The organism is Roseateles sp. P4_D2 (assembly GCF_056401875.1).
The window spans coordinates 513,618-527,261 of record NZ_JBFUIM010000003.1 but is presented as its reverse complement, the minus strand read 5'-3'; the positions used below and the strand labels follow the sequence as shown (position 1 = coordinate 527,261).

General features: G+C 65.8%; 11 protein-coding genes and 1 pseudogene. 4 read left to right on the top strand and 8 right to left on the bottom strand.

All coding sequences use genetic code 11. The annotated features are described in order from the left end of the window. The 4 genes and pseudogenes from AC1DW0_RS08055 to AC1DW0_RS08040 form a co-directional block, all read right to left on the bottom strand. Positions 1 to 488 (bottom strand): annotated as a pseudogene (locus tag AC1DW0_RS08055) (alpha-N-arabinofuranosidase); the annotation flags it as partial. Positions 489 to 547: 59 nt separating this feature from the next. Then, positions 548 to 2,167: a glycoside hydrolase family 43 protein gene (locus AC1DW0_RS08050; RefSeq protein ID WP_477945337.1), complete on the bottom strand. Its 1,620-nt coding sequence runs from the start codon at positions 2,165 to 2,167 to the stop codon at positions 548 to 550. A 52-nt stretch (positions 2,168 to 2,219) separates the two neighbouring features. Next, on the bottom strand, positions 2,220 to 4,175 hold the full coding sequence (locus AC1DW0_RS08045; RefSeq protein WP_477945336.1) for a glycoside hydrolase family 127 protein: 1,956 nt from the start codon (positions 4,173 to 4,175) through the stop codon (positions 2,220 to 2,222). Between the two features lie 67 nt (positions 4,176 to 4,242). Continuing rightward, entirely contained in the window at positions 4,243 to 5,832 is a 1,590-nt protein-coding gene (locus tag AC1DW0_RS08040; RefSeq protein WP_477945335.1) for a glycoside hydrolase family 43 protein, read from the bottom strand. A gap of 383 nt (positions 5,833 to 6,215) precedes the next feature. On the opposite strand from AC1DW0_RS08040, the gene AC1DW0_RS08035 reads away from it, so the two are divergent. Continuing rightward, entirely contained in the window at positions 6,216 to 8,180 is a 1,965-nt protein-coding gene (locus tag AC1DW0_RS08035) for a family 43 glycosylhydrolase (RefSeq protein ID WP_477945334.1), read from the top strand. A gap of 103 nt (positions 8,181 to 8,283) precedes the next feature. On the opposite strand, the gene AC1DW0_RS08030 is transcribed toward AC1DW0_RS08035, so the two are convergent. From AC1DW0_RS08030 to AC1DW0_RS08015, 4 genes are all read right to left on the bottom strand, one after another. Beyond that, positions 8,284 to 10,443, bottom strand: coding sequence for a copper-transporting P-type ATPase (locus AC1DW0_RS08030; RefSeq protein ID WP_477945333.1), 2,160 nt, complete (start codon positions 10,441 to 10,443; stop codon positions 8,284 to 8,286). Positions 10,444 to 10,456: 13 nt separating this feature from the next. Further along, on the bottom strand, positions 10,457 to 10,744 hold the full coding sequence (locus AC1DW0_RS08025; protein WP_477945332.1) for a hypothetical protein: 288 nt from the start codon (positions 10,742 to 10,744) through the stop codon (positions 10,457 to 10,459). A gap of 146 nt (positions 10,745 to 10,890) precedes the next feature. Beyond that, on the bottom strand, positions 10,891 to 11,106 hold the full coding sequence (locus tag AC1DW0_RS08020) for a DUF2933 domain-containing protein (protein WP_477945343.1): 216 nt from the start codon (positions 11,104 to 11,106) through the stop codon (positions 10,891 to 10,893). Positions 11,107 to 11,219: 113 nt separating this feature from the next. Then, positions 11,220 to 11,480: a heavy-metal-associated domain-containing protein gene (locus tag AC1DW0_RS08015; protein ID WP_457356568.1), complete on the bottom strand. Its 261-nt coding sequence runs from the start codon at positions 11,478 to 11,480 to the stop codon at positions 11,220 to 11,222. Positions 11,481 to 11,650: 170 nt separating this feature from the next. On the opposite strand from AC1DW0_RS08015, the gene AC1DW0_RS08010 reads away from it, so the two are divergent. The 3 genes from AC1DW0_RS08010 to AC1DW0_RS08000 all read left to right on the top strand — a co-directional run bounded on the left by AC1DW0_RS08010 (position 11,651) and on the right by AC1DW0_RS08000 (position 13,641). Next, positions 11,651 to 11,776 carry a hypothetical protein gene (locus AC1DW0_RS08010; protein ID WP_268795254.1) on the top strand — a complete coding sequence of 42 codons (126 nt, stop codon included), beginning with the start codon at positions 11,651 to 11,653 and terminating at the stop codon, positions 11,774 to 11,776. Between the two features lie 235 nt (positions 11,777 to 12,011). Next, positions 12,012 to 12,287 (top strand): hypothetical protein, encoded by a 276-nt coding sequence (locus tag AC1DW0_RS08005; protein WP_477945331.1) that lies wholly within the window; start codon positions 12,012 to 12,014, stop codon positions 12,285 to 12,287. Between the two features lie 91 nt (positions 12,288 to 12,378). Beyond that, positions 12,379 to 13,641 (top strand): TolC family protein, encoded by a 1,263-nt coding sequence (locus tag AC1DW0_RS08000; RefSeq protein WP_477945330.1) that lies wholly within the window; start codon positions 12,379 to 12,381, stop codon positions 13,639 to 13,641. The last annotated feature ends 3 nt before the right edge of the window (positions 13,642 to 13,644 follow it).

Genomic DNA, 13,644 nt, shown 5'->3' with positions numbered 1-13,644 from the left:
GTCATGTACTGGACCCAGTCGGCCATCTCCTGCACGCTGCCGGTACCGACGTTGCCGTTGACGTAGGCGTCGGCGCCCATCATCTCGATCAGGTCGAAGAACTCGTGCGTACCGACGGCGTTGATCTCTTCGACGTGGGTCCCCCAGACGTTGCTCGGGCGCTTGTCCTGCGGGCCAATGCCGTCGCGCCAGTGGTAGGTGTCGGCGAAGCAGCCGCCCGGCCAGCGCACCAGCGGCACATGCAGCTCCTTGAGCGCGCCGACGACGTCATTGCGCCAACCCCGGGTGTTGGGGATGTTCGACTTGGTGCCGACCCACATGCCTTCGTAGACGCCGGTGCCGAGGTGTTCGGCGAACTGGCCGTAGACGTACTTGCTGATGACCGGGCCGGGCTTGCCGGCGTCGATGTTGATGCTGACCGGGTTGGCGGCAAAAGCCGGTGCGGCGATCAGGCCGAGTACGGCGAGGCCGTGTTTGATGGAGTTCACAGGGGTTGTCTATTCAAGTGGGGCGCAGGTGGAGGAAGGCCGAAAGTGATCGCGCCTTGTCAGCGACGGTCTTCCGTCCCTTGCCCGACGCGGTAGTAGTCAAAGTCGACACGGCCGCCGGCCGTCTTGGTCGAGTAATAGAAGAGGCCGAAGCGATAGCCCATGAAGTGCGGGAAGGTGTACTTCAGGCGAGAGGGACGACCGATGGGGGTCCAGGATTTACCGTCGAGGCTGTAGGAGAAGCGGGCGAGTTCAGGCGCAGGCTCAAATTCGCAGTCGACCCTGAGATGAACGGTCTTGCCGGGGAGGGGGATGGAGGCGATCTCCTCGGGCTTGTCCGTTTCGGCGCTCACCATGACGAGAGAACGGACGCCGTCGCTCATCTTGACGCCCACGAAACCGTACTGCCGTTGAAAGGCGGACAAGCCGGCCCAGTCGCCGTCCTTCATGCCGCTCACGTCGATGCGGGTGGTGGCCGAACTGCTCGGGCCAAAGGTGCGCTGGGTGAGCGTGTTCGGGGCATCGAGCAGCGTGGGAACGACCCGGCTGGTGGTGAGGCTCAGGTAGCCCGGCCGCTTGGTGAGCGACCAGTCATGGGGCTTCGGGTTGTGATTCCATTGCCAGGCCAGCGGCAGGGCGGGGTCGCCGGGCCGGCGGTCGAATTCGTCGGAGGCGACGATGCCGGAGGCTCCCGAGACGCCCTGTGCGCCGGCGGGGATATCGAGCGTCATGGGTGCCTTGCCGTTTTCGCCGAGCACGGGCCAGCCGTCTTTCCAGGTCACCGGCACGAGGTAGGGGATGCGACCGACGGCCGCGTTGTCCTTGAAGAGATAGGCGTACCACTTGCCTTCCGGGGTGTCGATCAGGCCGCCCTGGGCGATACCGCGGTCATCGAGCGCGATGCGACCTTCGTAGGGGCCGTCGATGGCGTCGGCGCGGTGGATGGTGACGGTGCGTGCCCAACGGCTGCCGGGTGAGGCAATGTTGAACAGGTAGTAGCGGCCGTTGGCCTTGAAAAGCTGCGAGCCTTCGCCCTTGAGCCCGCCCTGGTCGGCGCCGAAGAGGGCGTTGACGTTTTCGACGATGACCTTGTTCACGCCGCCGGGCTTGATGCCGGAGAGATCCGGTTTCATCTCGGTGAGCATGATTCGGCCACCCCCGTAGACCATGTAGACGCGACCGTCGTCGTCGAAGAACAGACTGTGGTCACCCAGCAAGGGCTCGAAGCTCGTCTCCTTCCACGGGCCGCGTTCCGGATCGCGCGTGGTGTAGATGTGGGTGCGACCCGTGTTGGCGGCGAACGTAGAGGCATGGAACACGCCGTCGTGGTAACGCAGGCTGCTGGCCCAGGAGCCTTCACCGTAGGCGTTCTTGCCGTTTTCGAGGCGCAAGGCGTCGTTGTCGGCAAGGGTTTGATAGGCGTACGAGGCCATGGTCCAGTTGACCAGGTCCGTCGACTTCATGATCGGCAGGCCTGGGCTCATGTGCATCGTCGTGCTGCTCATGTAGTAGGTCTTGCCTACGCGAATGATGGCGATGTCCGGGACGTCGGCCCAGATAAGAGGGTTATGAGCAGGATCGACCTGCATCTCCTTAGGGGCCGGTGCCGCTGAAAGGGGCTGAGACGTGATGCAGGCAAGGACGAGGGCCAGCAGGAGGGAAGAAAACGGTCGGCTCATGGGGTGGGGTCAGGTTGTCAGGGTTGGTCCAAGTTCTTGTCTATGGAGGTCATCACTGCGGGCTTCGCCAGTACAAGTTGTAGTAGCCGTGCGCGATTCTGTGGAACGGCAGCAGTTCGTACTCCTCCCCAAGGCCCGGCCCGCTCAGATGGAACATCAGCGGGCCAGTACCGCGCCGGACCGCCCCATCAAGGCCGGTGCCAGGCAGGGGTAGCGGGAGGATCTCCAGCGGCTCCTTGAACGTCTTGCCATACGACACGTTCCATGCCACCAAATCGGCACCGGGCGCCATGGCGGGGCCGGCGACGCGCGCGGCCAGCACCAGGGGGCCGTACATGAGCGCCGCAATCTGGGGCGCGTTCGGCAACGGTGCCAGATGCACATGCATCGGCAGGTCGATATCCAGCACGTCGCCGTTGCGCCAGGTGCGCGAGAGCTCCACGTAGCGCCCGGCCTTGTCGCTGGCCATGAGTTGGCGGCCGTTCAGGCGCACGCTCAGCTGCCGGCACCAGCCCGGGTGGCGCAGCTTGAGGACAAGCTTTGTGGGCCGCTCCAGCCGCAGCGTCAGCCGGCTGGCGCCGCGCTCGGGAAACGTGGTCGTCTGGCGCAGATGCACACCCTGGTCGGCCCAATGCAGATCCGACGCAATGTATTGATTCACATACAGCACTTCCCGACGGTGGAAATAGATGGAATCGCCGTGCTTGGCGTGACTTTCCATCCCCGTGCCGGTGCAGCAGAAGAACGAATGCTCATGGGTGCAATAGAGCTTCGGATAGGTGCGCCGGGTGGCCTGGAAGTAGGTGAACATGCCACTGTCCGGGTCCTGGGAGGCGAGGATGCCGTTGAACAGGGCACGTTCGTGATAGTCGGCGTAGGCGGCCGATGGTTGCGCGGCGAACAAGGCTTGCGTCAGACGCAGCATGTTGTAGGTGCAACAGGTTTCCATGGTCGAAGCCGAGGCCAGATGCTTCTCGAATTCGGCGGGCGGAAAGAAATGCTCGTTGTCGCCATGCCCCCCCGTCGCAAACGAGCGCTGCTCGACTACCGTGCGCCAGAAGTAGCGCGCGGCCTGCCGGTAATGCGCCTGTCCCGTGAGTCCGTGCAGCCGGGCGAAGCCGATCACCTTGGGAATCTGCGTGTTGGCGTGCAAGCCGTCGAGGGTGTCGCGCCCTTCGGCAAGCGGCGTGAGCAGGGCCCGGTGGCTGAAGCGCTCAGCCAGGCGCAGGTAGCGCGCCTCCCCGGTCAGCGCGTGCAGGTCCGCCAGCACTTCGGCCATGCCGCCGTGCTCCAGATCGAGCATTTTTTGAAAGCGCGGCTCGTCGACCGGCCGCGCGGCCTCGTCGACCCAGTCGCCGATACGCACCAGGACCGCGAGCGCCTGGGTGTTCCCCCGGTGCAGATACGCGTCGCGCAGACCGGCCATCAACTTGTGCAGGGTGTACCAGGGCACTCCAACGACAGGGCGGCCTGCCAGGCAATTGCGCAGTTGCGTATCGCCATCGGGGAAGCCGCACACCAGGCCGCCGGGCGCCGCTGCCTGGCAGGCCTGCAGCTCACTGACGACGTAGTCGATCCTGGCGCGCAGCCCCTCCCGTCCGGTGGATGCGCACAACATTGAGCAGGCGCTCAAAAAATGGCCCAGGGTGTGGCCCGGGCAAAGCCCTTCCGCCTCCCATCCGCCGTACACCGGCGCCTTCGGAGCGAGTCCCGCATTTTTCCGGAAGTTGTGCAGCAAGCGGTCGCAGTTGAGCGACTCGAGGTAGAGCGCGTTGAGGCTCTGGGACTTGCGAAAAGGACCGTCGAGCAGCCGCACATCCGACAAGGGGAAAGGCTGCGCGGTTTCGCTCTCACTGTCTCTCTCTTCGGCCTCGGCTGGCATGCCAAGCAGCAGCGGCGCAACGGCGATGGCTTGCAGCAGGTGCCGTCGCAGTTGATCCGCCGGGACCCCGTCGCCCCGGGGAACACCGACGGTCGATACCTTGCAGGTGATCTTCTGAGTTTTCATATTGATACGGTTGCCATGTCCGACCCGCCGATGGCGAACCCAGCGGCCTGGGGCCAGCTCCGCATGGCTAGCGCGCGTAGAGCGCGAACGCGAAGTCCATGGGTCGGCCCTCACGGTCCTTCAACGGCCGGTCGTCGAGGCTGGCCTCGCCGCCGGCATAGACGTCGCTGCGGCTGGCGCGCAGATTGATCGTCAGCGCATCCTTCTGGCCCTGCAGCGCCAGCGCATAGCGGCGGCCGGACTTCAGCACGACCAGCGGATGGGCGCTGAAGTCAAAGCTCAGCAGCCCTGCTCCTTGCGGCCGGTAGGCGATGGCCAGGCCCTCGCCCGCGCCGAGCAGTTCGGTGCCGGCCTCCACGTCGCGCAGCGACAGGCGCAAGCTGCGCGTGGCATCCGTGCCGTGGCCGTCGCCGGCGTACAGGCTGAGCCGGCCCAGTGCGATGTCGGCGCGCGGCACGAAGGTCTGCACCAGGCGGCTGGCGCCGCCGCCGTCGCGATGGAAGCCCACGGGTTCAGGGGCCTGCTCGAAAGGCCGGGTGACCGAGGCCAGCGCCGGGCTGCCCGGCCAGGTTTCGGGATAGCCCTGGGCGAACTGCTGGACGGCCACGCGGGGGTCGGAGCGGCCCGGGTCCGCCAGCGCGGGCACCTTGCCGGTGGGCGGCTTGGGCGGCGCACTGATGCCGGCCTCGGTCTGCGTCACGGGCCACATGCGGCCGTCGGCGTCGTAGTAGAGGTATTCCATCGTGACGGAGCGGCGGGCGCCGGCGCCGGTCTCCCCATCCGGCAGGGTCAGCGCGCCGTTGTGATAGACCAGGTAGGACTGTCCCTTGAAGTCGTCGATGACGCCGGCGTGGATGGTGTAGCTGTTTTTGGCAGTGCCGGTCAGCGTGCCCTGGTAGGTCCAGGGCCCGCGCGGGCTGGGCGCGGTGGCATAGGACAGATGCTCGGCGAGCCCCTGGTGCGCCATGGACGCGTAGGTCATGTAGTACATCCCCTTGCGCTTGGACAGCCACGGCCCCTCGGTGTAGTTGGGCAACGCGATCTTCTCGATGGGCCCGTCCAGCTCGGTCATGTTCGACTTGAGCTTGGCCAGGTAGAGCACCGGGTTGCCCCAGGCCAGCCAGGCGGTGCCGTCGTCGTCGATGAGGACGGTGGGGTCGATGTCGTTCCAGCCGTAGGGGGCCGGCGTCGCGGCATCGGTGATCAGCGCCGAGCCGCGCGCATCCTTGAACGGGCCCAGCGGGTTGTCGGCCACCGCCACGCCGATGGCCTTGCCCGGCTGCGTGTCGTTGTGCTGCACGGTGGCGTAAAAGTAGAAGCGGCCGTTGCGCTGCACCACCTGCGCGGCCCACGCGTCGCCCACCGCCCACTTGAAGTCGGTAGGCTTCATGAAGGCGCCGTGGGCGATCCAGTGGCGCAGGTCCTTGGAGGAATAGGCCAGCCACTCGTTCATGCGGAAGAACTCGTCGCCCTTGGCCTCGTCACGGCCGACGTAGAGATAGACCGTGTCGCCCACGACCAGCGGTGCAGGGTCGGCGGTGAAGCGGTCACGCAGCACCGGATTGGCGCCGGGCGCCGGTTCGGCAGCCGGCGCGGCCCCGCAGGCGAGGGCGGCGCAGCAAAGGGCGATGCGGTGCAGGAGACTGACGAGGCGCATGGCTGGGCGTGAACCTTCAAGAGGTTGTTGCGGGCGTTACCCGGAGTGGTTTTGAGAGACCTGGAATCGCCCAACCCGGTCTAGGCACAGCCGAAGGCTTGGATGACGACGTGGGAGGCCAAACCCGAAAAGGGTCTGACCAGTTTATGCGTAAACTTCAATTTGGTCATACCAAAGTCTGTCGACAATCGCCCGCTGCATGCCCGCCAGCGGCAGTTCGAACTGGGCAATCTGAAAGGTGAAGCGTCATGTGGCATGGGTCGAGATCGCCCGTAGTTTTCATATCCGGGCTGCTGTCATGCATCGCCTTGACGCTGTTGCCCTGCGCGGCGCCGGCATCTGCGTTGAAGGGCGGGGGGCCAGCGGCGAGCGCGTCCAAGGGCTTGTCGACCGCCACTTGGACGCCGGACAACGGCGACGGCACCTTCACCAATCCCTTGTTCTATGACGAGTTTTCAGATCCGGACCTGATCCGCGTCGGTGACTGGTTCTACCTGACCGGCACCACCATGCACACCATGCCGGGCGTGCCGATCCTGCGCTCGAAAGACCTGGTCAACTGGGAGTTCGTTGCCTACGCGATGGACAAGCTCGACCTCGGCCCGGCCTTCCGGCTGGAGGGCGGCAACCACATCTATGGCCTGGGTATCTGGGCGCCGTCCTTCCGCTATCACGAAGGCAAGTTCTACATCTTTGCCAACGTCAACGGCCAGGTGACCCAGATGTTCACGGCCACCGATCCGAAGGGGCCTTGGACACGCACGCCGATGAAGCGCAGCTTCCACGACCTGTCCGTGCTGTTCGACGACGGCAAGGCCTATGTCGTCTGGGATCACCAGATGATGCGACTGGCCCAGCTGACGGACGACCTGACCGACATCGTGCCGGGCACCGAGCGCGTCTTGTTCACCAAGGACGCCGGCATGGGCGAGGGCGCGCACTTCTACAAGATCGACGGCAAGTACTACATCATCAGCGCCAACTACGCGGGCGGCTTTCGCATGCCGGCGGCGCGAGCGGATCATGTGCTGGGGCCCTACGAGGTCCATCAAGCGATCAGCTTGCATGAGGACTTCGGCATGGCCTCAAGCTTGCGCCTGGGCACGCGCCAGCCGCCGTTCGAGACCTGGGGGCCCGACCCCGCCGCCAACCACAGCCTGGCGTTGCACCAGGGCGGCATCATCCAGACGCCTGCGGGCGAGTGGTGGGGCTTTTCAATGATGGACTTCAACTCCGTCGGTCGCCTGCTCAGCCTGTCTCCGATCACCTGGAAGGACGGCTGGCCCTACTTTGGCCTGCCTGGCAACCTGACGCGCACGCCGCGGACGTGGGTGAAGCCCAAGACTGCCACGCCGCAGCCGGTGCGTGTGCCCTTTCAGCGCAGCGACGACTTCTCGGCGCCGCAGCTCCAACCCCTGTGGCAGTGGAACCACGTCCCGGTCGACGACAAGTGGTCGTTGTCAGAGCGACCGGGTTTCCTGCGGCTGCATGCCCTGCCGGCGACCTCGTTCTACGACGCGCGCAACACGCTGACGCAGCGAGCGATCGGGCCAATGTCCACGCCAACCGTCCTGCTCGATGTGTCCAACCTGAAGCCAGGCGACACGGCCGGCCTGGGTCTACTCAATCTCCCTTATGCGACCTTGGGCGTCGAGAAACTCGCCGACGAACTCAATGTCGTCTTTTACGACCAGCGCCTGGATCAGCGGGTGCGGGTGAAGATGACCGGAACGCGCATCTGGTTGCGGGCCGACTGCGACTTCCTCACCGAACGGGCGCGCTTCAGCTATTCGGTCGACGGCAACACCTTCACGCCCATCGGCAACGAGGTCGTGCTGCTCTATCAGACCTTCACCTTCCAAGGTGTTCGCTATAGCTTGTTCAACTACAACACGACCGGCGCCGAGGGCGGTTTTGCCGATTTCGACAGCATCGACGTCCATCAGCCGCATACCCGCGGCCTGATGCGGCCCATTCCCTATGGCCGATCAGTCCGGCTGACGTCGTTTCACGCGAGCACCGGCCTGGCGGCCAGCGGTGGGCGCCTGGTTTCGGATGCGCCGACGCGGTTCGAGATCGTCGACCGCAAGCTGGGCCGTGTCGCCCTGCGATCGGGCCGACGCCATGTCACGGTCGGCGAGGACGGTGGGGTGACGCTGGTGGCCGGCCAGCCGGGCACGGCGCAAAGCTTCCAATGGATTGAAACCCCGACGGGCGAACTGGTGCTGATGTCATTGGCCACCAACCGCTTCCTGCGCATCGATCCGAAGACCGGGGATATCCGCGCCGACAGTCCTGGCCCCATGCCGGACAACAGCGACGGCGCGCGCTTCACCTGGTCGCAGTAAATAGGGTCGTGCCGGCGAATCCGGGAAGTCAACGGTGCCGGCCGGCACTCAGCCTGGCCCATCGTGACTGGCCGAATCAGCAGTTCCCAGGCCGGGGGGCCGCTCACTGCGGGCCCCGCAGCCGCAGAGAATTGAAAACCACGCTGACCGACGACAGGCTCATCGCGAGCGCCGCAATCATGGGCGACAGAAGCCACCCGGTGAACGGATAAAGCGCGCCGGCTGCCAACGGCACGCCGAGTGCGTTGTAGACGAAGGCGAACACGAGGTTCTGTCGCATGTTGGCGATGGTGGCCTGGGAGATGCCTCGCGCCCGGGCAATGCCGCGCAGGTCGCCCTTGACGAGCGTCACCTGGGCGCTGTTCATCGCCACATCGGTACCGGTCCCCATGGCCACGCCGACATCGGCTTTGGCAAGGGCCGGCGCGTCATTGATGCCGTCGCCCGCCATGCCCACGACGCGGCCCTCGCGCTGCAGCCGTTCAACAAGCGCGAGTTTGTCGGCCGGCTTGACCTCGCCATGGACCTCGTCAATGCCCAACTGCTTTGCGACGGACTGCGCGGTGGTCAGGCCATCGCCGGTGGCCATCACCACGCGCATCCCCGCGTCATGCAGGCTCTGGACCGCCTCGGGCGTGCTCGTCTTGATGGGGTCTGACACGGCCAGGATGCCCATCAGGCGCCCCTGTTGAGCCAGGAACATCACGCTGCTGCCTTGCAGGCGAAGGTCCTCGCCGGCCGCACGCAACAGCGACACGTCCACGCCGTCCTGCGCCATCAGCGCCGCGTTGCCGAATGCAAGTTTCTGGCCCTCGACGACACCTCTGACACCAATGCCCGTGGAGGACTCGAAGTCCAACGCCGGCGACAGCGCGAGCTTGCGGGCGCGCGCCGCATCCACGATGGCCTGCGCGAGCGGATGCTCACTGCCCTGGTCCAGGCTGGCCGCCAGTCGCAGCACCTCGTCCTCGGTCACACCCTGCGCCGCCACGGCGCGGTCGAAGGCCGGCCGGCCTTCGGTCAGGGTGCCCGTCTTGTCGACGATCATCGTGTCGAGCCGGCGGAAGTTCTCGATGGCCGAGGCATCGCGGAACAGGATGCCCTGGGTTGCAGCCTTGCCGGTGGCGACCATGATCGACATCGGTGTCGCCAGGCCCAGTGCACAGGGACAGGCGATGATGAGGACCGACACCGCGTTGATGAGCCCAAACTGCCAGCCCTGCTCACCGCCGAGCAGGCCCCAGGCGAGGAAGGCCGCTACCGCGATGCCGATCACGACCAGCACGAACCAACCGGCCACCTGATCGGCCATTCGTTGCATGGGCGCCTTGGAGCGTTGAGCCTGGGCGACCATCTGCACGATCTGAGACAGCATGGTCTGCGATCCCACGCGCTCCGACTGCATCACCAGTGAACCTGCGGTATTGATGGTGGCGCCGATGACCTTGTCGCCGGGGCGTTTGGTCACGGGGACCGGCTCGCCGGTCAGCATGGCCTCGTCGATGGCGCTCGTCCCCTCGATGACGACGCCGTCCACGGGGACCTTCTCGCCGGGGCGGATGCGCAGGCGGTCGCCGACGTGCACATGCGTGAGCGGGACATCTGATTCGCTGCCGTCCGGTTCGATCCGCCTTGCCGTCTTGGGCGCCAACCCGAGCAGTGACTTGATGGCCGCGGAGGTCTGCGACCGCGCCTTGAGTTCCAGCATCTGCCCCAACAGGGTCAGCGAGATGATGACGGCCGCCGCCTCGAAGTAAACGCCAATCCGGCCATGAGCCGCAAAGCTTTGCGGAAACAGTTCAGGCGCGACCGTCGCGACCACGCTGTAGACGAACGCCGCGCCGGTGCCAATACCGATCAACGTCCACATGTTCGGACTGCGATGAACCAGGGATTGCCAGCACCGCTCAAAAAAGGGCCCGCCGGCCCACAGCACGACCGGCAAAACCAGGACCAGCTCAAGCCAGCTTTGCTGAGCGGGGTCCATGAGGCTGAACCGATGCCCAGCCATCGCCAGAGTCATGACCACCACGGTCAACGGCAGGGTCCACCAGAAACGGCGAGTGAAGGCCCRCAGCTCCGGGTTGTCATCGCCCGCCGTCGCCTCCGGGATCAGCGGCTCCAGGGTCATGCCGCACTTGGGGCAGGTGCCCGGGTGGTCCTGCCGGATCTCAGGATGCATCGGGCAGGTGTAGATCGCGGCGCCACCGGGTTGCGAAAGGCTTGCGGAATGCGTGTCGTGATCATGGTGACGATGGTCCATCGTGTTCTCCAATTCATCCTGCAGAGATGCGCCAGCCGAGGAAGGCGGCCAAGCCGGCCATTGCCAGCCAGCACACCCGCACCAGGGCGCTGTGCCACCGTGGTTGAGGGTCTCCACGTTGCAACCTCTGCTTGAGGCCCATGCCGGTCGCGTGAACCAGCAAGCCGATGACGAGCAGCGGCACCGCAAAGTCGGCCAGCCTCGGCCACAACAGGGCAAGACCGCCGCCCAACGCAGTGGCGCCCGCCGTCGAGAGCAGCTCCGCCGCCTTCAACGCACTGCGGTCAACGGGGGCGGCCATCCGTCCCGCCACGAGTGCATAGCCGGCGCAGCCTGGCCAAATGTCGCGTCAACATGGCGTTAGCACCCTAAGCTGCCAGAAGACAGAACTGCGCCACCGTCGGTGGATCCGTCTAGCGCAGGGAGGTTGGGGCAGCAAAGCAGCCGCTACTCTTCGGGAGTGTCGTTGCCGTGCCGGTGATGCCCGCCTTGGTGATGCCCAAACAGGTGCATCAGCGGGCACGCCAACAGAAAGAGGAAGGGAATCGCCTGCGTAACGTGCGTCAAATGCTCAGTCAACAGGTAATACAAGCCGACGAGGCCGGCGACGAGCATGAAGACACCCGCCGGTGTTCGCCATGCCGGCTTGCGGGCTGGCTGCATGTTGTCCACGGCGCGTTCCTTTCGTTGGTTGCAACGAGAGCTTTGATCGGGACCGATCCCAGGTGCTTGATCCGCGTCAACTCCGGCTGCTGATGCCGCGGAAGCCCCTTGATTCAGCGACTGCCGCAGCCGCAGCAACTGCTTGCCGTCTTTTCGGTCGTGACGTTGATCGGCGCGACGGGTGTCGGGCTGTATCCCGCGTCCTTGATGGCCTCGGCCAGCTCATCGGCATCGGCGGAGTTGGGCTCGACCAGCACGCGATGTGTCGCCAAGTCGATCTGCACCTTGGCGGCGTGGTCCACGGCCTTCAGTGCCTTGGTGATGGTGCTGACGCAGTGACCGCAGGTCATGTCGTTGACTTCGAAGGCGATCATGGTGTCCTCCTGGGACTGGGTTGATGACAGCTGGACTTTCGAGCCTCCCACAGTGGGAAGGTCAAGCCCAGCAAGCGAAGAATCTCTTCAGAAAGGGACGGATTGCCACGACCTCTTGACCTTGCCAATGTGGGAACCTTGACTGTCATCGCGGTGACCACCAGAGCCTCATGTGTCGGGAGGCGAGGCTCGCCGACCCAGAGCTCCTCGCGCTGTGCGACAAGATCGTCAAGGCACAACGTGCCGAGATCAACCAGATGGAGGCGATCGCCGCACGCCTGCGCGTGGCCACGTAGCGAAAAACGCCCCCTTGACCTGACTCGGAGGAGATATGACGCTTTCCTTTGCGCTGGCGCAAGGTCATGCCCTCGTGCCGCTTCACGGCGCCGCTAGACTCGCGACATGAAAGTGAGGAAGGCCTACCTGCGTTGCATCGCGAGCTTGCTCGCAACGGTCATGGTGTGTCTTCAACTTGCCACCGCGGCCTATGCTTGCCCGGCGCCCGCACCCGCGGGCTCATCGATCGCCGGCATGGCCGGCATGACCGATTGCGAGCAGATGTCCGCGATGGACACCGAACAGCCGCAGCTGTGCAAGGCGCACTGCGACCGCGACAAGCAGACGGTCAGCAACGTGCCTGCACCGGATCTGGCGCCCACGGTCATCCTCGACCCGCTGCTGACCCGCCTGGCCCTCTGGCTGCCGCCCGAAGCGGCCGAGGCACTTCCGGCGGTGATCACCGCCCATACCGGCCCGCCTGAAGGCACGCTGCCGGTCTATCTCGCCCTTCAAGTCTTCCGCAATTGAGCCCTGACGCTCGCGCGGCCGCGTTCGCGGCGGTGCGACCACGTCTCGCGATCGTGCTCGATCGCTTCCAGGGTCTTTGTGGAGAGCCTTCATGGCCATCTTTTTACGGGCGGGATTGCAGTCCCGTCCTCTCGTCGCGGCCGCCTTCGTGGTTGCCGTCTTCCTGGCCGCCCCAGCGGCCCATGCCGCACCACTGAACTTCGAGCAGGCGCAACTGCTGGCCGAGCAGCGCTCGGCGGCCCTGACAGCGCGCCAGGCCACCGCCGACGGCGCGCAACAGGCACGCGCGGCTGCAGGACAACTGCCCGATCCGAAGCTGGCGGTTGGCGTCGAGAACTTTCCGATCTCGGGGCCTGAGCGGTTCAGCTGGAACCGGGAGTCGATGACGATGCGCCGCGTTGGCGTCATGCAGGAGGTGCCCAATGCCGCCAAGCGAGCCGCACAACGCGACGCTGCCGACGCCAGGGCGGAGCGCGAACGCGCGATGCTGGAGGCCGAACGTCTGGCCGTGCGCCGCGAGGCCGCGCTGGCCTGGCTCAACCTGCACTTCGCCGAGCGCAAGCTCGCCGCCTTTGCCACCCTTGAGCAGGAAAACCGACTCCTGCAGGACACCCTGGCCGCGCGCGTGGCTTCTGGCGCCACAACACCTGCCGACGCGCTGATGGCACGCCAGGAGGTGCTGGACCTGGCCGACCGCAGGGACGAGCTTCAAGCCGGCGTTGAGCAGGCACGCGCCCAGTTGCGTCGCTGGACGGGGGAGCAGTCGGACATGGCAACAGCCTCCGAGGCGCCTGTGCTGCGGCTCGATCTCGCCCGATTGCTCGGTGGGCTTGATCGGCACGCCGAGCTCCTTGTTTTCAACCCGATGCTGGCGATGGCCCGTGCTGATCTCGATGAGGCCGTGGCCATGCGCCGAGGGGATTGGGGCTGGGAGGTGGCCTACGGCAACCGTGCCCGGTCCTTCGGGGACTTGGTGTCCTTCCAGTTGACGTTCGAGCTGCCGGTCTCCAAGTCCACCCGTCAGGAACCTGTGATCGCCTCGCGCCAGAAGGAGGTAGAACGGCTGCAGGCCGAACGCGAGGACGCATTGCGCCGAATCCGTGCCGACGTCGACGGCCAGGTGGCCGAGCTGCAGCGCCTGGAGCGCGTGCAGCAGCGCCAGCGCAGCGTCGCCTTGCCCCTCGCGCAGGAGCGCGCCCAAGTGACGCTGGCCAGCTACCAGTCGGGTCGTGCCGACCTCGGTGCCGTGCTCGCCGCGCGCAAGAACGCCATCGAGGCGCAGTTGCGCGATCTCGCTCTCCAAGCCCAGGTGCTCGCGCAGCAGGCCCGCCTGGCCTATCTCATTGCGGAGTGACCC

Bases quoted from the DNA above. Each gene is read 5' to 3' on its own strand.
- AC1DW0_RS08045 (WP_477945336.1), bottom strand. From the start codon at position 4,175: ATGAAAACTCAGAAGATCACCTGCAAGGTATCGACCGTCGGTGTTCCC.
- AC1DW0_RS08015 (WP_457356568.1), bottom strand. From the start codon at position 11,480: ATGATCGCCTTCGAAGTCAACGACATGACCTGCGGTCACTGCGTCAGC.
- AC1DW0_RS08010 (WP_268795254.1), top strand. From the start codon at position 11,651: ATGTGTCGGGAGGCGAGGCTCGCCGACCCAGAGCTCCTCGCGCTGTGC.
- AC1DW0_RS08050 (WP_477945337.1), bottom strand. From the start codon at position 2,167: ATGAGCCGACCGTTTTCTTCCCTCCTGCTGGCCCTCGTCCTTGCCTGC.
- AC1DW0_RS08005 (WP_477945331.1), top strand. From the start codon at position 12,012: ATGGCCGGCATGACCGATTGCGAGCAGATGTCCGCGATGGACACCGAA.
- AC1DW0_RS08025 (WP_477945332.1), bottom strand. From the start codon at position 10,744: ATGGCCGCCCCCGTTGACCGCAGTGCGTTGAAGGCGGCGGAGCTGCTC.
- AC1DW0_RS08000 (WP_477945330.1), top strand. From the start codon at position 12,379: ATGGCCATCTTTTTACGGGCGGGATTGCAGTCCCGTCCTCTCGTCGCG.
- AC1DW0_RS08020 (WP_477945343.1), bottom strand. From the start codon at position 11,106: ATGCAGCCAGCCCGCAAGCCGGCATGGCGAACACCGGCGGGTGTCTTC.
- AC1DW0_RS08040 (WP_477945335.1), bottom strand. From the start codon at position 5,832: ATGCGCCTCGTCAGTCTCCTGCACCGCATCGCCCTTTGCTGCGCCGCC.